The 19,569-nt window shown below is 36.7% G+C and carries 18 protein-coding genes; 8 read left to right on the top strand and 10 right to left on the bottom strand.

Annotation, left to right across the window (positions count from 1 at the left end):
• Window positions 1-59: 59 nt before the first annotated feature.
• The 3 genes from MP477_RS10945 to MP477_RS10935 all read right to left on the bottom strand — a co-directional run bounded on the left by MP477_RS10945 (window position 60) and on the right by MP477_RS10935 (window position 2,497).
• Entirely contained in the window at window positions 60-626 is a 567-nt protein-coding gene (locus MP477_RS10945) for a YceI family protein (protein ID WP_257190447.1), read from the bottom strand.
• 144 nt (window positions 627-770) lie between these two features.
• On the bottom strand, window positions 771-1,820 hold the full coding sequence (locus MP477_RS10940) for a glucokinase (protein WP_257190446.1): 1,050 nt from the start codon (window positions 1,818-1,820) through the stop codon (window positions 771-773).
• A gap of 113 nt (window positions 1,821-1,933) precedes the next feature.
• Entirely contained in the window at window positions 1,934-2,497 is a 564-nt protein-coding gene (locus MP477_RS10935) for a hypothetical protein (protein WP_257190445.1), read from the bottom strand.
• Window positions 2,498-2,795: 298 nt separating this feature from the next.
• On the opposite strand from MP477_RS10935, the gene MP477_RS10930 reads away from it, so the two are divergent.
• A complete protein-coding gene (locus MP477_RS10930) occupies window positions 2,796-4,175 on the top strand; it encodes a DUF1800 family protein (RefSeq protein WP_257190444.1) in 1,380 nt (459 codons plus the stop codon).
• Window positions 4,176-4,270: 95 nt separating this feature from the next.
• On the top strand, window positions 4,271-5,455 hold the full coding sequence (locus MP477_RS10925; RefSeq protein ID WP_230037716.1) for a DUF1501 domain-containing protein: 1,185 nt from the start codon (window positions 4,271-4,273) through the stop codon (window positions 5,453-5,455).
• 245 nt (window positions 5,456-5,700) lie between these two features.
• Here MP477_RS10925 and MP477_RS10920 read toward each other — a convergent pair whose 3' ends face one another.
• The 3 genes from MP477_RS10920 to MP477_RS10910 all read right to left on the bottom strand — a co-directional run bounded on the left by MP477_RS10920 (window position 5,701) and on the right by MP477_RS10910 (window position 7,424).
• A complete protein-coding gene (locus MP477_RS10920; RefSeq protein ID WP_257190443.1) occupies window positions 5,701-5,838 on the bottom strand; it encodes a hypothetical protein in 138 nt (45 codons plus the stop codon).
• 160 nt (window positions 5,839-5,998) lie between these two features.
• Window positions 5,999-7,015 carry a YafY family protein gene (locus MP477_RS10915; RefSeq protein ID WP_257190442.1) on the bottom strand — a complete coding sequence of 339 codons (1,017 nt, stop codon included), beginning with the start codon at window positions 7,013-7,015 and terminating at the stop codon, window positions 5,999-6,001.
• Window positions 7,016-7,088: 73 nt separating this feature from the next.
• Entirely contained in the window at window positions 7,089-7,424 is a 336-nt protein-coding gene (locus MP477_RS10910; protein ID WP_230037722.1) for a HopJ type III effector protein, read from the bottom strand.
• A 735-nt stretch (window positions 7,425-8,159) separates the two neighbouring features.
• On the opposite strand from MP477_RS10910, the gene MP477_RS22820 reads away from it, so the two are divergent.
• Window positions 8,160-8,960, top strand: a complete 801-nt coding sequence (locus tag MP477_RS22820) for an RtcB family protein (protein WP_373567422.1) — start codon at window positions 8,160-8,162, stop codon at window positions 8,958-8,960.
• A 339-nt stretch (window positions 8,961-9,299) separates the two neighbouring features.
• Window positions 9,300-11,060 (top strand): hypothetical protein, encoded by a 1,761-nt coding sequence (locus MP477_RS10900; protein WP_257190441.1) that lies wholly within the window; start codon window positions 9,300-9,302, stop codon window positions 11,058-11,060.
• A gap of 102 nt (window positions 11,061-11,162) precedes the next feature.
• Here the strand turns inward: MP477_RS10900 and cobC are convergent, their stop codons facing one another.
• From cobC to cobT, 3 genes are read right to left on the bottom strand one after another with little or no spacing between them, the layout of a single operon-like run.
• A complete protein-coding gene (gene cobC, locus MP477_RS10895) occupies window positions 11,163-11,717 on the bottom strand; it encodes an alpha-ribazole phosphatase family protein (protein WP_257190440.1) in 555 nt (184 codons plus the stop codon).
• A complete protein-coding gene (locus tag MP477_RS10890; RefSeq protein WP_257190439.1) occupies window positions 11,702-12,484 on the bottom strand; it encodes an adenosylcobinamide-GDP ribazoletransferase in 783 nt (260 codons plus the stop codon). Before MP477_RS10890 ends, cobC begins: the two co-directional genes overlap by 16 nt.
• Window positions 12,485-13,489 carry a nicotinate-nucleotide--dimethylbenzimidazole phosphoribosyltransferase gene (cobT, locus tag MP477_RS10885; protein WP_257190438.1) on the bottom strand — a complete coding sequence of 335 codons (1,005 nt, stop codon included), beginning with the start codon at window positions 13,487-13,489 and terminating at the stop codon, window positions 12,485-12,487.
• 352 nt (window positions 13,490-13,841) lie between these two features.
• Between cobT and MP477_RS10880 the strand changes: the two genes are divergently transcribed.
• The 3 genes from MP477_RS10880 to MP477_RS10870 all read left to right on the top strand — a co-directional run bounded on the left by MP477_RS10880 (window position 13,842) and on the right by MP477_RS10870 (window position 18,413).
• Window positions 13,842-14,588: a nucleotidyltransferase domain-containing protein gene (locus tag MP477_RS10880; RefSeq protein ID WP_257190437.1), complete on the top strand. Its 747-nt coding sequence runs from the start codon at window positions 13,842-13,844 to the stop codon at window positions 14,586-14,588.
• Between the two features lie 295 nt (window positions 14,589-14,883).
• Complete coding sequence (locus MP477_RS10875; protein WP_257190436.1) at window positions 14,884-17,205, top strand: glucosamine-6-phosphate isomerase; 2,322 nt, start codon at window positions 14,884-14,886, stop codon at window positions 17,203-17,205.
• Between the two features lie 116 nt (window positions 17,206-17,321).
• Window positions 17,322-18,413 carry a nucleotidyltransferase domain-containing protein gene (locus tag MP477_RS10870; protein WP_257190435.1) on the top strand — a complete coding sequence of 364 codons (1,092 nt, stop codon included), beginning with the start codon at window positions 17,322-17,324 and terminating at the stop codon, window positions 18,411-18,413.
• Between the two features lie 128 nt (window positions 18,414-18,541).
• On the opposite strand, the gene MP477_RS10865 is transcribed toward MP477_RS10870, so the two are convergent.
• On the bottom strand, window positions 18,542-18,886 hold the full coding sequence (locus MP477_RS10865; RefSeq protein WP_230037737.1) for a TfoX/Sxy family protein: 345 nt from the start codon (window positions 18,884-18,886) through the stop codon (window positions 18,542-18,544).
• Between the two features lie 167 nt (window positions 18,887-19,053).
• On the opposite strand from MP477_RS10865, the gene MP477_RS10860 reads away from it, so the two are divergent.
• A complete protein-coding gene (locus MP477_RS10860; RefSeq protein ID WP_257190434.1) occupies window positions 19,054-19,569 on the top strand; it encodes a DUF2975 domain-containing protein in 516 nt (171 codons plus the stop codon).

Genomic DNA, 19,569 nt, shown 5'->3' with positions numbered 1-19,569 from the left:
AACAAAAATAAAAAAAAGTGTAGAACTTCTACACTTTTAACAATATTTTTTTGATTAATTTATTGAGCAGTAACCTTAACCTGCATATCGATATCATCTTTCACAAAAACATCCTGCATTGTAGATTTGTAAGCTACATCAAATTTCTGTCTGTCGAAAGAGAATTTGTTTGATACTAAACTCACCACTCCTTTGCTGTAAGAGATCTTTGCAGGGAAGGTAACCGGGTTTGTTTTTCCTTTTACCGTAAGATTTCCTGTTACCAGAGAACTGTAGATTTTATCGCTGTTTTTCTTAATGCCCGTAATTTTGAAGCTGGCAGTAGGAAATTTTTCAACCTCAAAGAAGTCACCGTTCTTAAGGTGCCCGTTTAGCTTTTGCTGGTATTCTCCTGAAAGGTCAGTTGCATTGATGGAAGTCATATCTAAAACGAAGCTTCCTCCTACCAGTTGATTTCCTTTCATCACCATATCTCCGGACTTTACTTTTACAGTACCGTCGTGAGAACTGGCCTCAGATTTTGCAACTTTATATCCCCACCAGTGAATATCAGACGCTACTACTTTTTTTGACTGTCCGAAAGCTAACCCACCGGCTAAAACTGCTAATAAAAATATTTTTTTCATTGAATAAAAGTATTTACTTATTTAATAACACAAAGATAGCTATCTCGTTTAATAGATAGCGTTGATGTAAATCAAGAAATATGATTATTTTTATGAATAATATCATCCTATAAAAAAACTCCGAATTTCTTCGGAGTCTTTTATTTATTCTTGGTAATAAGCGGTATAAAGTGCTACCCCTTTTAATGCTGTATGGTTTTGCTTGACCAGGTAAATAGGAATATTTTTCAACATTCCTTCCATTTTATCACTGATCTTGAATTTTTCGTAGAATTTATCCTTATCAATATATTCTCTAACCATCTGGGGAATATCTCCAGAGATCAGTAGTCCTCCTGTCGCCTTCACCTTTAATGTAAGGTTATTAGCCTCTCTTGCCAAAAACTCAATGAAAGTATCTAAAGCGATTCTACAGATCAGTACATTATCTTCTACTGCAGCTTTATAAAGTTCTTCAGCAAAATTACCTCCTGAAAGGCGTTCGCTTAACCATTCCGGTTCCGGATGTCTTTTTACGTCTCTTAGGAATCTGTAGATATTAAATAATCCTGATTTGGATAATACATTTTCCCAGCTTACAATTCCATAGATATTGTTTAAGAATTGGTAAAACTCAACTTCTACGTTGGTTCTCGGTGAAAATTCAGAATGTCCTCCTTCTGTAGCAAAAGGTCTTAGATATTTTCCGTCAAAGAAATATCCAGCTTCCCCTAACCCGTTTCCAGGGGCAAGAATGGCAACATTCCCTTTTTCAAGATGTCCGCTTGTATAGATGGCTTCCAGGTCGTCATCCTCAAGAAGACCCATTCCGTAAGCGGAAGCTTCCAGGTCATTCAGCATATCTGCTTTTTCAAACCCGAAATCTCTTTTATATTCTTCAATATCTAAATTCCAGCCTAATCTTGCCGGGCTGCTTTTTCCGTCAAGTACAGGACCTGGCACGGCCACTCCCAGACGTTTTACATTTTCCAGCTGATTATCCTGAATAAACTTCTTTAAAATATCAGTAAAAGAAGCATATTCTTTTGTGGAATACGTTTGTTGAATTTTTATCTCAAGACCTCCATTACTGGACACAAAATAGCCTAAGATCGTCATGTCTTCACGGAGACTTGCTCCAATGATAGAAACATTATCATTATTACTGTTCTCTACTCCTGGTAAATAAAGTGGAAATTTTGGATTCAGAATCATAACCTCAAATTTTACCAAATATAATAATTGTTTTTGTAAATCCTGCAGACAAGAAAAAAACCTTTTCACAAAAGTGAAAAGGTTTGGCTAATAATTGTTTATATTAAATCTAACTACTTTCCTAATGGAATATTATACCCGAAGCCTACTCCGATGTTTCCCACATTATAGTCCTGACCTGGTAAATCTCCTTTAGTTCCTACAAAAACCTTCTGGTATTGTACAAAGAAGTTCCAGTCTCTGTTGTGATATCCGATCTCCGGCTTAAGGTAAAAACCTCCGCTTGCTCTCTCTACATTTGTATTGGAAGCTACCATTTTGTCTCCAACTAAGAATCCATATCCTAAATCAGCTCCAAAATAGAAACCTGTTTGTTTTGGATAAATTCTAATTAAAGCAGCTACAGGAACTACTCCTACATCATTATTTTTATATCCGTTATTTTCTTTTCCGAAATAATGGCTATATCCTGATGCAATACCTAATCCAAAACCAGGAGTAATAAGGTTCTGGTAAGCTACATCTACTCCAACAGCAGCCGAAAGGTTATCTGAAGGAACTGCTAAACCAACATTTGCGCCCACCTTGATCATATTATTCATTTGTGAACTCTGTGCGCTTGCTATTCCTGCTGTTAAAATTCCAGCCAGTAATATTGCCTGTTTAAACATTTTCATAACTCTAATTTTTAAATTTTACTAAGCAAGTAAGATGTAAAAATCATGCCAAGCACAGCTTTACCTGTTACTTTAACACATTTAAAAATCATAAAATAATGATTATCAACGCATTATTTTTAACAAAATTTAAATGTTTGTTTAACAAAATTTACCAAAAATAATCTTAAAAGGTGAATTAAGGAATAAAATTCAGAAAAACTTCTGGTTTCCAGTCATCTTACAATATTAACAATCTTTAACCCGTTATTATTTTAACCTTATCTCTTCAGAAACATCAAAAAACAAATATCCTCCAATGGCTGATTCATTATTAAAAAATAAACATCTTTTATGGCGTGCGGGTTTCGGTATCGGAATCAGTCAAATCGACGATCTGAGGAATAAAAGCAGTAAAACGTTGATTAATGAACTATTTGCAGAGGATAATTTCACTGAAATCACCTATGACACTCCCGATATTGATCCTGTGGCAGATTATATGGGCAATACAGCTCCTGCAGAAAAGAAAAAACAGATGCAGAAAATCAACAGGGAGCAGAATAATGAACTGAATCTTCATTTTCTGGATAAAATGGTGAACAGCAAAGAACAGATGAGAGAAAAAATGGCCTTTTTCTGGCATGGTCATTTTGCTTCCAGAGTTGTGAATCCAAGGTTTAACAAACAGCTTTTAAATACCATACGAAAACATGCATTGGGTAATTTTAAAGACCTTCTTTTTGAAGTAAGCAAGGCTCCGGCCATGCTGAACTTTCTCAATAATCAACAAAACAAAAAGGACCATCCCAACGAAAATTTTGCCCGGGAAGTTATGGAGCTGTTTACCATGGGAAGAGGAAATTATACTGAAAAAGATGTAAGGGAGGGCGCCAGAGCCTTTACCGGATGGGGATATGATAAAGAGGGGAATTTTAAAGAAAGGAAGAACTTTCACGATGCGGAAACAAAAACCTTTTTAGGAAAGACCGGTAATTTCAGTGGAGATGATGCCTTACATATTATTTTGGAACAGAAAGCGACCTCCAGATTTATCACAACCAAAATTTATAAATTTTTTGTTAATGAAAAAATAGATACCGATAAGATAGACCAACTAAGCAACAGCTTCTATAATTCCGGATATAATATCAAAAAGCTCATGACGGAGATATTTTCAAGCTCATGGTTTTATGAGCAGAGTAATATAGGAAACAGGATAAAATCACCTATTGAACTGATGGCAGGAATTATGCGGCTGCTTCCCATGCATATCCAAAACCCGGAAAACCTCATCGTTTATCAGAAATTACTGGGACAAATGCTGCTTTATCCTCCCAATGTTGCGGGATGGCCTAACGGAAAGGCATGGATCGACAGTTCAACATTAATGCTGAGACTTCAGGTTCCACAGATCTGGTCAGGCTTAAGGCCTTTGGAATACAGCCCGCGTCAGGACGATGATATCGATATGGGGATAAAATCCCGGGAAACTGCTTTAAACAAGTCTTTTAAAAATCAGAATATCACCATAGACTGGGAGCGGGTAGAAAAAATTTTTGCCCGGAAAAACTGTGAAGACTATCTGATTCAAAATATTCAAAGCCTGGATATGAACTCAGTCAGAAATTTCTCTGATAAGAGCGTAAAAATGACAGTCATCAACCTTATGTCTACTCCTGAATATCAGTTAATGTAGTTTTTTAAGACAGCTGGTTGCAGATTTCAGGTAATAGTTCCCACGGCCATTGATACTACCTGTAACTTATTGCCGCACAATTAAATTCAAAAGTTATGTTAATCAAAAGAAGAGAATTCTTAAAAATAAGTTCATTAGCCTCAGCTTCCCTGCTGATGCCCAGCTTTCTAAAGTCTATGGCTTTGGATAATGCCCTGAACCCTCATCAGAACATCCTGATCGTACTTCAGCTGACAGGTGGTAATGATGGCTTAAACACCATTATTCCTGTAAAAAATGATATTTATTTCCGGGAAAGAAAAACGCTTGCTATTCAGGATTCTTTATCTCTGACTGATGAAGCCGGAATCAATCCTTCCCTCTCTTATTTTAAAGAACTCTTTGACAATGGTGAACTTTCCATCATGAACAATGTAGGCTATCCCAATTCTGACAAATCCCATTTCCGGAGTATGGATATCTGGCAATCTGCCAGCAGGAGTGATGAATTCCTGGAAACAGGATGGCTGGGTCGTTTTTTAGATGAAGAATGCTACCGTTGTGAACATCCCACCCAGGCGTTGGAAGTAGATGATATGTTAAGTCTTGCTCTTAAAGGTGATCATAATAAAGCATTTGCCTTTAAAGATCCTAAAAGGCTTTATCAGACCAGCCAGGAAAAGTATTTTAAGTCTCTTTATGACCATCATCATGAAGACGAAACTGTATCTTACCTTTATCAGACACTTGGTTCTACTATCAATAATGCGGATTATATTTTTGAAAAAAGCAAAGCAAAAAAAACCGAGCAGATTTATCCGAATTCCCAGCTGGGAAAGGACTTTAAAACAGTCTCTTCTTTGATCAAATCTGACATTAACACTCAGGTTTATTATCTTTCAATCGGAAGCTTTGATACCCATGTTAATCAGAATGAAAGACAGAAAAAATTATTCAGTGATATCAATGAGGCTGTACAGTCTTTTGTTGCGGACATGAAAAGCAACGGGTTATTCAACAATATCTTACTTATGACATTTTCAGAATTTGGCCGCCGTGTTGCCCAGAACGCCAGTAACGGAACGGATCACGGAACCGCCAATCAGATGTTTTTCATCAGTGGAAGCTTAAAAAAGAAAGGACTGCTGAATGCTCTTCCCAATCTGCAGAACCTAAATGAGGGTGACCTTATCTATACGGAAGATTTCAGAAAGGTATATGCCACTATTCTGAAGAACTGGCTTCATGCAGACTCTTCCAAAGTGCTGGGCTGGAAAAACGGAGTCTATGATTTTATATAGGTAATTGATTATTGATAAAGCTTTGAAAGCCCGGATACCATATTTTGAATTACTAGAGCATGTATAAGTAATAACCAGACCGAGAAGATTCTCATTTTATTTGAAGAAATCTTCTATTTTCACAACTATTACAATTATAATTCTTTGAGTTTTTTGTTGGGGTGGTTAGGAATACCCAGTAAAAAAGAGACTGCACGTTATACGGCAGTCTCTTTTCAACAATTTTAAATTCTAACTACTTTTTTTTATGCAGTAATCTGCTTTGGTTCTTTCTCTTTCTGATCATCTTTTTTATCAAGTTTCTCAGATATTTTTTTAACGATATATTCTATCACTATAGGTGCTATAATTGCAATTAATGCTTTAAATATTCTTGATTTCATAATGTGATGTTCTTTTTAAATCAATGCAATTTCCAAGCCAAGATAAAAATCTAACTGATGATTTTAGCTGAATTGATAAGTTTCTGCTAGCTTAGCCATTGTATTGATATAAAAAATGACCACTCCATCGTTTTGTAACATACTGAAAATCACAATTTATTTAGTTTTCATCAGCAACAAAGTTTTGATAATTTTCACTGGCTATCCTGAATTTTTCCTCCATTCTTAGTCTCAGTTTTTTAGGTTTATGAACCATCAGGGAGTCTCCAAATCCCAGTAACAACCTTTCCAGCTCAAAATTAATCTGGACACAGATTTTAAACAGAGTTCCCTCCTGATCTTCGCTGATCACTTCCTGACTTTTATGCAGAGGCTTTGTTTTTACGTAGGGTGCATTACCGGAATCTACCCAGAAAACAACAGTTCTGGGAGCAATTGAATCTGAGACCGTAACGCCTACAATATCCTTAAAATATTCATCACCATCAAGATCCTTATCAATATACAGAAGGGTATCATCTGTTTCGATACTTTCCATTCTGTCCAGTGCCAGATTATACATTTTCTGTTTGTAAAGGCAAATCAGAAACCAACGGTTGTTAAATTCTTTCAGCAACTGCGGATGAACAGTATATAGATTGGATTCTCTTGCCGTAAAACTTTTATAGAGAATTTTCAACACCTTTTTACCTACAATACTTTCATAGAGAATATCTATATGTTCCAATCCTTTCAGCTGTTCATTTTTATCCAGATGGATGACGGACTTCTGACTGGTTGAGTGAATAGAATCTTCCAGCTTCTGGATGACCCCGTTCATTTCTTTGAACATAGAAAAATCTTTGAACTGCTTTAGGATCTGAACGGCATTATTCATTGCTTTGAGATCGCTTTCGTTTACTGAAATATTATGAATGCTGTACTCAGGATCGCTGTAACGGTAATATTTTCTTTCATAGACTTCAATGGGAGCTTCATACCCGAATTTCTCACTGCGCATATTTTGCAGATCGAGCTGCACCGTTCGTTTGCTTACATAGGATTCTTTGCCTTCGAATTCAAATAACGCTTCGGAACATTCATCAATAAGATCTTCCAAAGTATATTTCCTGTATTTGTTTTTAAGACACTTATCTAATGTTTTATAACGGATTAAAGCATTTTTATTAGATGACATACATATTGTGTTTATTGGAATAAAAGGCAAATCCGCTGATTTGTAAATTTGCCTTTTCGCCGTTTCATTAAAATTATTTCTCTTTCAACGCGTCTCCGTCAAAAGTAATGCCCTCCCAGCCAAATTTCATAAAATTTCTGATATTCTGGTGATCAGTACCATTAGGTTTTTTCAAAACATCTTCCCTGTAAAATTCTCCAAAAAGAAGAAGGGTCTGTTCTTTGGTCAGCCCATGATATAAAGCAAAGCTGAAGACTTTACAAGATCCGTTATTCTGTCCGGCCTGATTAGTGGTATCACCATTTTTAAAAGCTGTAGGGGTGAAATCATATTTTCCGTCAATATATTCAATAACATCACTGAACTGAATGGTTTCCGGGAAATGCTCTAATTGTTCTAGTAGTTCCATAGTATTAATCATTTTTAATTATAATCCGTTGGCAAATCTGTTTTATTTCCAGATTCGCCTTTAATTTTTGTAAAAATAATTAAAAAAAAACAATCTACGCAAAACTATTGCGCAATAATGATATTACTTTGCATTATCAAAATGAGAAAACAAATGGAATTTAATGGAAATCACTTAATCGAATTAGGATATAGACCCGCTAAATGGTTCAAAGATGCTATTACTTATATCAACGAAAATAATCTGGATGAGGTTCAGATTAATGAATACCTGGAACAGTTCAGACAACCGGAAATTATACCGCTTCATGAAACGGCAAAAGATTTTATCATCAATATCAGAGCAGAACATGAAAGTGAAAATGATAATGTGGAAAAAGTAATCAATACGATGAAAGTTTTGATGAAAACTCCAACATTGATTAATGGTGCTTTAATGCCTGATGCCTGTCCTACAGGACCTGAAGGCCAGATTCCGGTAGGAGGTGTGGTGGTTGCTAAAAATGCCATTCATCCGGGATTCCATAGTGCTGATATCTGTTGTTCTGTTATGCTGACGGACTTTGGTAAAACAAATCCTAAAGAGGTTTTGGATGCAGCACATTCTATCACACACTTCGGATATGGAGGAAGACCGAGAGGGGAACAGATGCCAATGTCTCAGGAATTGATGGATGCTTTCAGAGAAAATGAATTCTTAAATGATGAAAAACTGATCAGCATTGCCCGTTCTCATATGGGAACTCAGGGAGACGGAAATCATTTTCTGTTTGTAGGAATCTCCAAAAATACAGGAAATACCATGTTGGTGACTCATCATGGTTCCAGAGCTCCGGGAGCTGCTTTATATGATAAAGGGATGAAGGTAGCCAACCGTTTCAGACAGGACATTTCTCCTGAAACATTAAGAGAAAATGCCTGGATTCCGTACGATACTGAAGAAGGAAAATCCTACTGGGAAGCCCTTCAGCTGATAAGACAATGGACAAAGGAAAACCATACTTCTATTCATGACGCAGTGCTGAATAAACTGGAGATCGAAAAAGAGAACAGATATTGGAATGAGCATAATTTTGTATTCAGAGATGGTGATTTATTTTACCATGCTAAAGGAGCTACTCCACTGGATGACAAATTTATGCCTGATATCACAGGACCAAGATTGATTCCTTTAAATATGGCTGAACCGGTATTAATCGTTCAGGGAAGAACAACGGAAAGAAACTTAGGTTTTGCCCCTCACGGAGCGGGAAGAAACTTCAGCAGAAGCCAGCATAAAAGATCTATGGCTCATAAAACAACCGAGGAAATCTTCAATGAGGAAACACAAGGATTGGATATCCGTTTCTATTCCAATGAGATTGATATCTCCGAGTTGCCAAGTGCTTATAAAAGTGCTAAAAACGTAAGAGCACAGATTGAAGAATATGGCCTTTGTGAGGTCCTTGATGAAGTGATGCCTTACGGATGTATCATGGCTGGTGATGTTCAGAAAAACGCGCCATGGAAGAAAAAGAAAAAGTATAGAAAAGCTTAATCCGTTACTTTAATGTTTAATCCTTAAGGCTTTCAAACCTTATAGGTTTTAAAAACCTATAAGGTTTAAATAATAATAGACGGGCAGCGGCTCCGCTGACAGAGCGATAATAATTTCCCGGAGTTGGTACATAAAGTTACTCAGCTTGTGGATCACAGATTTGATTTTTGTCTGTCTGGCAGAAAGATAGAATATATAATAAAAAAAAATTAAGGCAAAGGGAGTTCCTATATACATTACCAGGTTTTACTCCCCGCCTTTTTCAAAATTATAGGTAAAAGGAGTTCCTATATCATTTTTCTTAAAAAAAATTACTCCTCACTTATTAATTTTTATATCATGAAAACACTTCAGTTATTCAATGCCGTACTGGCTCAGAAATCTGATCACAACCCTTTTGTTTCCAATGACGGTTTTGTGATTGAACCTGGTGCACTTTGGGCTAAAAAACAGATTATTGCCTATTATTCAAAGGAAAAATTAAGCGGTAATGATGTTAATAAAACCTTCCATACATCCTGGAAGAAAATAAAGAACAGTACAAGACTGGAACTTTTAATGGATCAGATCAGGCATTATATTTCTACCTACGGAAGTGATTTCCAAGAGGAAATTTATATCCCTGATGAAGTATTGAATGTTCCCGAAATGAAGCTTACTTTCAAAGTAATTAAAGCTTATTCTCCAGATGAAATGACAGAAAAATGTTTATCATTACTGAGATCTGGTATTGCTTTAAAGGAAGAAACTATTAATGATCTGTTATTTATTTTGACAGAAGAACTGAACTATGAATTCACCGGAAAGGAAAACATCAGAAATAAGGAAGCTATTGTCAAAATTGCGGATCTTTACAAGGTTTATCCCGAGAATGCTGTAGAATTTTTCAGGTATGTTATTTTTAAAACAACAGCTACCAGTCTTCTGATCAAAAATGATGAGCTGATTGAGAATATCAAGCTAAGTAAATTTGACCCATCCGATTTGTTTGAAACCTTCGGATTGGAAAAACTTGCAGAGATTTTTAACAGGTTTAAACCTTTATTTTTAGCTTATAAAAATAAAAATAAGTCTACGACAGCAGCTGTTAATAAAATTTCCAAGTTGTCAAAGACTTACCATAAGCCTTTAATTTCTAACCCATTGAATGATGCTACAAACACATTACTGGAAGAAAATGATATGCATTGGCTGGATAATGCAACACCTTTTGCCTTATTCAAAGCTTTATCTGCCTGCTACCAGAGAATGTATGGCCAGGATACTTTTGTCTACAGAATCAGAAACGGAAAGTCCTGGGTAAAAACAGGAAAAAACAGCATTGCAAGTGAATTGAATTATGAATTTATATTAAGTTACTTACAGTCAAAATTTGATCTATCCGGAAAGAAGTTTTATTTCCCTGAAAATGTGGAATTCGGGCTTCCTACTTCTGAAAAAATGTATGTAGGGAATATTCCCACGGGAACGAGGTTTTCCGGTGAAAAGCTTGCGGTAGGAATCTACTGGGAAAATGCCTGGGGTGCTTATGATCTTGACCTTTCCGGATTGAATATAGCGGGAAAAACAGGATGGAATGCCGCCTATAATCAAGGGGATGGAAATCTGATGTATTCTGGAGATATGACCTCTGCACCCCAGGGTGCCGTTGAATATCTTTACGCCAACAGAGGTCTGAACACGCCTACATTAATCATGAACAATGTGTATTCCGGAAATGCGGAATGTGATTATAAAATTGTGATTGGAAAAGGAGATACGATCTCAAGAGATTATATGATGGATCCCAACAAAGTATTTGCTGAAGCTAAATGTAAGTCGGTTCAGAGACAGACTATTCTGGGAATGCTTCTTCCAAAAGGAGAAAAACAATGTTTTGTACTTCTGAATTTTGGAGCGGGTCATTCTCATGTTTCAGGAAATTCTGAGATTGCTGTACTGGCAACGGATGCACTTTATCAGCAATGGTATGAACCAATGTCTTTCAATGGGCTTGTAAAAGAGCTGGGAGCAACAGCTACTGCTGAAAAGTCAGAAGCAGATTTTGATTTTTCATTGGAAATTCTGGAAAAAGATAGCTTTACAAAAATCTTTAAATAAATAATATAGCCATTTGAGTAAGACCGAATGGCTTTTTTGTTGGGTAATGCAAAGGACAAGAGCTTATTTTCTATACAGTTTACCTGGGATTATGACTGGTTGTTAAACATTTATCTTTTTAATGGAAAAGTAGCCGTCATCCTTCTGAATAATCACTTTCTTCCCGTAGTCAATCCGGATACTGAACATATTCTCTAGGGGAAACTGTAAAACCGACTGAAGAATAAGACGGATTACACCGGCATGCGCAACAACCAAGACTTTAATTACATTTTGTTCCGCAATCAGCTCTTTCCAGAAGCTAAGTACGCGGTCTTGCATTTCAAGAAGATTTTCTCCACCGGTAGCTTTTACATTAATAAAATCCTGATACCAGGGGTTAATTTCTTTCTCAGGAATATCCGTCCATTTTTCCATTTCCCAGCTTCCGAAATTCATTTCGCGAAGTCTTTCATCGATTGTATAATCAAACCCAAAATAATCAGCCAAAAGACGGCAACGCTGTGACGGGCTTGAAATAACAAGATCGAAATCATGATCCATATTCAGCCTTTTAAAATCTTCAGGATAATCTTTTCTTAAAGGCATTTCGGTAAATCCATAACACAGGTTTTCCGGATTTTCCACTGCCGTATGTCTGATCAGATGAATTTCCATGCTATAATTGTTCCTAAGTAAAATAAAACCTCACTTACCTGCTGTACGGAACCCAAACAGTCTCCGGTATATCCTCCGATATGCTTTTTAAAATACCATCCCATACAGATTTTACCGGCATAAGCCAATGCAAAAGCCAGTATCAAACGCCCATCCGGAATGAAAGCAAAAGAAATTAAAACACTGATTAAACCTACTAATAAGGCTATTCCGTCTAAAGGTTTATTAGCTAACGGTTTTGACTTACTGACATCAATATCCGTAACGTATTGGTGAGTATAGATCATCGTACCTGAAATAAAACGGCTTGATGAGTGTGCTAAAATGACAATACCCAACGTTTTAAGAAGATCAATACTTCCTAAAGCCTGAATACTGAGAAACTTCAAAGCAAACAGCAGAATAATTCCAATAGTTCCATATGCTCCTACCCTGCTGTCTTTCATGATGGTAAGGATTTTTTCTTTCCCATATCCACCTCCAAAACTGTCACACATATCCGTGAAACCATCTTCATGAAAAGCTCCGGTGAGTAAAACACTGGTGATCATCATCAAAACAATACCTATTTCCAGGTTAAAAAGCTGAGCACAAAAATACAGGATCACAGCATTAATAAGTCCTACCAACAGCCCGATCCATGCAAAATATTTCTGAGATTTATTCATGATCTCACTGGAATACGGAATGGTAAACGGAACCGGAATCCTGGTGAAAAACATCAGCGCTGTTGCCAGATAGATCAGTTCATTTTTTATTATTTTCATCTATTCTCTATTTGAAACATGGGCATCTTCAAAGCTTGACATCTCATTAAGAAAATTCACGGCATTCTGAATCACAGGATAAGCCAGTGCACATCCCGTTCCTTCCCCCAAACGAAGATTAAAATTCAACAATGCTTTCTGACCCAATAATTCTAACAGTTGAAGATGGGCATTCTCATCACTTACATGGCAGAAAATACAGTTGTTCAGGATGTCCGGATTCTTTTTCCATGCAGTGGCAATTGCTATGGTAGCAATAAATCCATCCACCATAATCAGCATATTCTGACGAAAAGCTTCTTCCATGGCACCGATCATTTGCGCAATTTCAAGCCCTCCGAAAGTCTGTGCTATGTCATCTGCTGTCTCAGTATCGGCATGCATTTCTATAGCGGTTGATAAAATATGGATCTTATTCTGTAACTGATCATCATTTAAACCCGTTCCGCGTCCGATACAACTTACAATCGGCAGGTTAAAAAGCTTACTCATCATCAGCGAAGAAGCTGAAGTATTCCCGATTCCCATTTCTCCAAAACCAATAATATTACAACCTGTCAGGGCAATCTCCTCAACTACGGAACTTCCGTTTTTCAAAGCTTGCCGATATTCTTCAGCAGTCATGGCAGGTTCTTCCAATATATTACGGCTGGATTTTCTGACTTTTTTATCAATCAAATTCAGATCTTGAGGAAAATCAAAATTTACTCCGGCATCTACAATCTTTATTTTAATACCATTTTGCCTGCAAAACACATTTATTGCTGCACCGCCGCCCAAAAAGTTCATCACCATCTGATAGGTTACTTCCTGTGGATAAGCACTCACTCCTTCTGTAGCAATCCCATGATCGGCAGCAAATACCACCATATGAGGATTTGATAACCGGGGAGAAGTTGTCTTTTGAGCCATCCCAATTTTATAGGCTAATTGTTCAAGATCGCCTAAGGCACCTAAAGGTTTTGTTTTAAAATCAATTTTATGCTGTAATTTGTTTGATAACATGAATGTAAATTAATTATGTGAAGTAGAAGAAGTGCAATATTAGTGAAATGGGGAGTATTTTGTACAATGTCAAATATAAAAAGTAAAATGGATTGATGAAGGAGGGGATTGGAGATTAAGAGATTCGAGACTTGGAGACAAGAGACGTATAGACAGGAGACTTAGAGATTATCTTATACTTTGGGTTACCAGCTCAATAATAGAGTTTCTCACTCCCAAACTCTGAAACCTCTCACTCACCCTCAAACGCTCCTACCCTAAAATCCTCAAACCTTATTATTCTCAAACTTAAAAAAACTACGCAAGTAGATTACGCATAAACCTGCTTACTTTGCAATATAAATAAAAGATAATGACACCAAAAATACTTGAAAAAATAAAAGAAATAGAAGCCGAAAAGGGCATAGAAGTCCTTTTGGCTGTAGAATCCGGAAGCAGGGCCTGGGGTTTTGCCTCTCCGGACAGCGATTACGACATCCGTTTTATATACCGACATGATGCTGAGTGGTATCTCTCCCCCTGGGATAAGGATGAAACCATAGAGTTTACGACGGAGGATGATCTGGATGGTTGCGGATGGGATTTGCGGAAAACCTTTCATCTTTTACTGAAGTCAAATGCCGCTTTACTGAGCTGGTTCTACTCTCCTATCGTATATAAAGAGAACAAGAGATTTGTAGATCTGTTCAGTCCTCTGGCAGATGCTTGTTTTTCTCCGATAGCAGTTTCTTACCACTACTTGAGTATGAGCAAAAAATATCTGGATGCTTGCAGAAACGAAGAAGTAAAACTGAAAAGTTATTTTTATTGCCTGAGAACCACTTTAACCGGAAAATGGATTATAGAAAAAGGAACTGTTCCTCCTGTATTGTTCAGTGATCTGTTGGTTTTGGCAGATGGCTATACAAAACGGAAGATAGAGAATCTTGTTGCTTTAAAAGCTACAAAAGGGGAAGCTTATCATCATCCGAATGATTGGGAACTGTTTGGGTTTTTAGAAAATATGATCGCTGAAAATGAGGAAAGATCAAAGAGTTTACCCAGTGGAAAAGTAGGTAAGACTGAAATGGAAAGGGTTTTCAGAGAGATACTAAATTAAATGGTATTGGAAACTGAAGAGACAGGATAAAAGTGGACTATTAAAATTTTATTACAATAAACTTTAAGATGCTACAACTATAATTTTCCCAATATCCAGTCTTTCCCTTTAAAAACAACTACAGAAAGCCATTATTATAATAAACTTATGATAATATTATCAATAATAAACCATAACCGCAGTTTTCTATTGTAAATCAACAATTTATTGATAAATTTAGGGATTGTTTTGTATCTTTAAGTTCTACATCATCTCACAGTATAAAGTATTTGAAACATAGTAAAAAATCACAAAAATGGAAAACAAAAGGAACTTCACTCCCGTAGAGGAATCTTTCTTAAATGATCTTTCAAGAAACAGTAAAACCAATATACCTTATATTGCTGTTGACAATTTTCCTAATTTAGGAATGCTTACAGCCTTACGATTTCTGGAATGGGCAGCTGGAAATCCCAACGGTGTTATCAGTCTTCCCACGGGAAAAACACCGGAATATTTTATTTACTGGACTAAACATATTCTTGAAAACTGGGAAAAGGAAAATATTATTGAGCTTAGAAAAAAACATAATTTATCCGTCCAGAAACCATCACTGACAGAGCTCCATTTTATTCAGATTGATGAATTTTACCCTATAAAATCATCCCAGGCAAACAGCTTCTATCATTACGTGAATAAATATTATATTGAAGGGCTGGGATTAAAAAGGGAAAATGCTCTTCTGATCAATTGTGATGAAATTCCTTTAGCGTATGGCAAAAGCTTTGAGGAGGTTTTTCCCAGTCATAAAGTAGACCTGGAACTGAGATACCGTGAACCGCAAAATCCTTTGGAGAAACTGCAAAAAGAATCTATTTTCCTTATAGACAACTGGTGTTCGGAATATGAACAGCAGATCCGTAAGTTAGGGGGTATTGGATTTTTTCTGGGAGGAATAGGTCCTGATGGGCATATTGCCTTTAACATTAAAGGTTCTGACCCTTATTCAACAACCCGATTGACTTCCACCAACTTCGAAACACAGGCGGTTGCAGCCGGAGATCTTGGAGGAATTGAAATTTCCAGGGAACGCCTTGTGATCACTATCGGTCTGGAGACAATCACTTATAATAAAGATGCTGTAGCCATTATTTTCGCAGCAGGAGAAGCAAAAGCACCTATGATAAAAAACGCACTGGAACTTCCTCCTTCCAATTTATATCCGGCTTCTGTACTTTCCTGTCTCCCGAATGGCAGATTTTATATTACATTAGGAGCGGCAAGCACACTGAATGACTTCATTGCCGATTATTACCAATCCGGAAACTGGTCACAGGAAAAAACCGATAAATCAGTTATGATGCTGACCCAAAAACTGAACAAATATGCTGAACATCTTACCCTGGAAGACCTTCAGTCTGATCCGTATACCCAGTTAATTCCGGATCTTAATGAAGACACTGTTCAGTCAGTGATTACTTCCATTGAAAACAAAATAAAAAAAGGAACAGAAGCACTTACCCATGAAGTTTTTTATCATACAGGTCCTCATCATGATGATATTTCATTAGGACTTTTGCCTTATATCCATTACCAGTCCCGAAATGAGACCAATGAATCTCACTATTCTGTCCTTACATCCGGCTTTACTGCGGTGACCAATAAGTTTCTGACAGATATTCTCCGGGCTACTCTTCTTTTTACCGAAAAAGGAGAAATCGAAATGCTTAATTATCCGGACTTTTTTGAGGTTGGATATAAAAATAAGAGGGATAAAGACGTCTATCATTACCTTATCAATATAGCTTCCGAAAATGCTGACGAAAGGTCAAGAGCGGTATCTCACAGAATGGTAAGAAATATCGTTGAACTTTGGGGTTTAAAAACAAAACAAGAACTGGAAGAGAAAATAACAGAAGTGATTGCTATCATCAATTCCAGCTATGATGGTCAAAATCCGGAGCAAAAGATCCAGACACTGAAAGGAATGATCCGGGAATATGAAGAAGAATTAGTATGGGCACACTTCGGTGTAAGAACAAAGAACGTTCATCATTTAAGACTTGGATTTTATACAGGAGCTATTTTTACGGAGAAGCCCAAAAGAGAAAGGGATGTATATCCTATATTGCAACAGCTGAAAACCATTAATCCTACCGTTATAAGTTTAGCGTTCGATCCTGAAGGAAGTGGTCCTGATACCCATTATAAAGTCTTACAGGCAATTGCCGCTGCCGTAAGGGAATGGAGCAAAGAAAAAGATCTGTCTCAACTTAAAATATGGGGCTACAGAAATGTTTGGTATCAGTTCAATGCAGCCGATGTCACTCATATTTTCCCGGTATCCCTTAATGGAATGAGTACAATGGATGAAAGTTTTACCAACAGCTATCTAAGCCAGGTAAATGCCTCCTTCCCAAGTTACAGATACAACGGAAAATTCAGTCATCTTTCTATACAAACCTGGGTAGAACAGCTTCAGGCTTCTCAGTTGATATTGGGAAAACCTTATTTTTATGATAACGAAAGTCCACGTCTCCGGGCAACCCATGGCCTTCTTTTCTTTAAAGAAATGAATGTGGAAGAATTTCTGCAATCTGCCCGTGAGCTGGAACAATCTACAGAAGGGGTGTTTTAGTAGCCGTTTTTATAAGTAACTTTCCCACTCTTTGAAAGAAATACAGAGAAAACAAAACTTAATAAAAAAAGAAATACGAATGACGCAGGGCTAGTCCTTGTATCACAAGATAATCAATGACCATACAAGATCTAAAAACCAATAACCTCATCCTCTTTGAAGCCATCTCCGGAAGCCGTGCTTTCGGCCTGGCCACGGAAACCTCAGATACGGATATCCGTGGAGTATATTATGTACCGAAAGAAGATTTCTTTGGGCTGAACTATATTCCACAGATTTCTAATGAGACCAATGATATCACCTATTATGAAATCGGGAGATTTGTAGAATTGCTGCAAAAAAACAATCCCAATATCCTGGAGATTCTGGCAAGCCCGGAGGACTGCATCCTTCATAAAGATCCGCTGATTGATCTTCTGAAAACAGAAGACTTTCTATCCAAACTATGCAAAGACAGTTTTGCAGGATATGCCGTTTCACAGATTAAAAAAGCGAAAGGTCTCAACAAAAAGATATTAAATCCTATAGATAAAGAAAGAAAATCTGTTATGGATTTCTGTTGTATCCTTGATGGACAAGGCTCTGTTCCTTTGAAGAAATGGCTGCATGAATTCCCCTCATCTGGAGACAAGCCCGAAGGACGGGATGGTCTTTTACAGGAAAGGTGTGGATTAGTGAGCATCGACCATACGAAAGGAATGTTTGCCTTATTTTATGATGAATCAGGAACATTAGGGTATAAGGGTATTATTCAGAATGAAGAAGCCAATCAGGTTTCCGTATCATCTGTGCCGAAGGATGAAAAGCCAATCACTTATCTCTTCTGCAATCTGGACGCCTATTCTACGTACTGTAAAGACTACAGGGAATATTGGAAATGGGTTTCTGAACGTAATGAAGACCGCTATAATGTCAATCAAAATCATGGACAGAATTATGACAGCAAAAATATGATGCATACCATCCGTCTGTTGCAGTCGTGTGAGCATATTTTTAAAACCAATTCTCTGCATACCCGTGTAGAAAACCGTGATGAATTACTGAATATCAAAGCCGGAAACATGCCTTATGATTCATTAATACAAAAAACTGAAGATTTGCTAGAATCAATTGACTTCCACCATACAACATCCAATTTGCCTGAGTCTCCTAATCTGGAAGAAACAACGAAGATTTTAATAATGATCAGGGAGAAGCTATATCAATAATATGGAAAGCCCGGAGGGTAGAGACTGGAAATTTAGAGACTATTTATCCTTTAGGTTTTGAACTCAATAATTCATTACCTCTAGAATCTCTCACTCTCAAACTCTACCACCCTCTAACTCCGGAAACCTCACTTCTTCTTCGAAGCTTTAGCAATTGTATTATAATCAAGACAGATTTTTATCCAATACTCAAAATCATCAGGTTTTTGAAAACCAATGGGCTCTACATAGCAATAGTCTTTGAGCTGTTTTCCTCTCATGATCATCGGAAGAAAACCGTTTTTTTCCGAAACCTCATCTTCCAATTCGGGGTTATAGCGGCACATCAGGTTGTCATGGCTGATATTGATGCACATCTTCCCGTTGACAAGAAATGATAATCCGCTGAACATTTTCTTTTCCTCAACTTCAATATCATGAACTTTGGAAAGCCGTTCACGAACCCTATCTGCCAATTCAATATTGTAAGCCATGATCTTTTATTTTTTCACTATTTAAAATTACATAAAAACAGTATTCAACACAGCTTTTTTCACTATTATTTCATTGTAGAGGTTTTATAAAATAAAATTTTATTTAAATTAATTATTGTTTTACGATAATTAATTATATATTTGTAACACTAATTAATGATCGTGTCATGAACCAGACCAAAATTATTTCAAGAATTTTATTTTATATCTGCGCTCTGCTTTCTGCCGGATATTTAATCACTTTTGTGTACTCCGTTCTATGTCTGGTAACAGGATTCTCTGTTACGCCTTATAAAGATGGACAATATCTTCATATCAATTATCCGTTCACCGAAAAACCGTTTCTGAATATTGAAAATAATTCTCCGTATATTATCTTTTCTTTTCTAGCTGTTTTACTTTCTTATGGAATCTTTTTCTGGCTTTCCGCAAAAGTTTTCAAAGTTTTTTTCCAGCCAAAACTGTTTACAAAAGATCATATACAACAGCTTAAGAGATTTTACCTGTATAATATTTTTATCCCACTCCCATTGGTTATTGTTGCCAGTTTCTTTGTGGAAGTAGAAAGTATCATCTGGGGACTGGTGTTTATTCACTTTATGCTTGGAATTTTCTGTCTGTTTCTTGCGAATATCTTCAAGCAAGGACTACATTTGCAAAACGAACAAGACCTATTTATTTAA

The sequence above is a fragment of the Chryseobacterium sp. WG23 genome (genome assembly GCF_024586575.1).
In the GTDB taxonomy this organism is placed as follows: Bacteria; Bacteroidota; Bacteroidia; order Flavobacteriales; family Weeksellaceae; genus Chryseobacterium.
This window is presented reverse-complemented; position numbering and strand designations above follow the sequence as displayed.

What these genes read in the sequence shown, in the direction of transcription:
- MP477_RS10915 (WP_257190442.1), bottom strand. Translation starts at nt 7,015, where the DNA reads ATGTCATCTAATAAAAATGCTTTAATCCGTTATAAAACATTAGATAAG.
- MP477_RS10865 (WP_230037737.1), bottom strand. Translation starts at nt 18,886, where the DNA reads ATGGCTTACAATATTGAATTGGCAGATAGGGTTCGTGAACGGCTTTCC.
- MP477_RS10880 (WP_257190437.1), top strand. Translation starts at nt 13,842, where the DNA reads ATGACACCAAAAATACTTGAAAAAATAAAAGAAATAGAAGCCGAAAAG.
- cobC (WP_257190440.1), bottom strand. Translation starts at nt 11,717, where the DNA reads ATGGAAATTCATCTGATCAGACATACGGCAGTGGAAAATCCGGAAAAC.
- MP477_RS10940 (WP_257190446.1), bottom strand. Translation starts at nt 1,820, where the DNA reads ATGATTCTGAATCCAAAATTTCCACTTTATTTACCAGGAGTAGAGAAC.
- MP477_RS10925 (WP_230037716.1), top strand. Translation starts at nt 4,271, where the DNA reads ATGTTAATCAAAAGAAGAGAATTCTTAAAAATAAGTTCATTAGCCTCA.
- MP477_RS10930 (WP_257190444.1), top strand. Translation starts at nt 2,796, where the DNA reads ATGGCTGATTCATTATTAAAAAATAAACATCTTTTATGGCGTGCGGGT.
- cobT (WP_257190438.1), bottom strand. Translation starts at nt 13,489, where the DNA reads ATGTTATCAAACAAATTACAGCATAAAATTGATTTTAAAACAAAACCT.
- MP477_RS10875 (WP_257190436.1), top strand. Translation starts at nt 14,884, where the DNA reads ATGGAAAACAAAAGGAACTTCACTCCCGTAGAGGAATCTTTCTTAAAT.
- MP477_RS10935 (WP_257190445.1), bottom strand. Translation starts at nt 2,497, where the DNA reads ATGAAAATGTTTAAACAGGCAATATTACTGGCTGGAATTTTAACAGCA.
- MP477_RS22820 (WP_373567422.1), top strand. Translation starts at nt 8,160, where the DNA reads ATGGGAACTCAGGGAGACGGAAATCATTTTCTGTTTGTAGGAATCTCC.
- MP477_RS10860 (WP_257190434.1), top strand. Translation starts at nt 19,054, where the DNA reads ATGAACCAGACCAAAATTATTTCAAGAATTTTATTTTATATCTGCGCT.
- MP477_RS10945 (WP_257190447.1), bottom strand. Translation starts at nt 626, where the DNA reads ATGAAAAAAATATTTTTATTAGCAGTTTTAGCCGGTGGGTTAGCTTTC.
- MP477_RS10920 (WP_257190443.1), bottom strand. Translation starts at nt 5,838, where the DNA reads ATGAAATCAAGAATATTTAAAGCATTAATTGCAATTATAGCACCTATA.
- MP477_RS10890 (WP_257190439.1), bottom strand. Translation starts at nt 12,484, where the DNA reads ATGAAAATAATAAAAAATGAACTGATCTATCTGGCAACAGCGCTGATG.
- MP477_RS10900 (WP_257190441.1), top strand. Translation starts at nt 9,300, where the DNA reads ATGAAAACACTTCAGTTATTCAATGCCGTACTGGCTCAGAAATCTGAT.
- MP477_RS10910 (WP_230037722.1), bottom strand. Translation starts at nt 7,424, where the DNA reads ATGGAACTACTAGAACAATTAGAGCATTTCCCGGAAACCATTCAGTTC.
- MP477_RS10870 (WP_257190435.1), top strand. Translation starts at nt 17,322, where the DNA reads ATGACCATACAAGATCTAAAAACCAATAACCTCATCCTCTTTGAAGCC.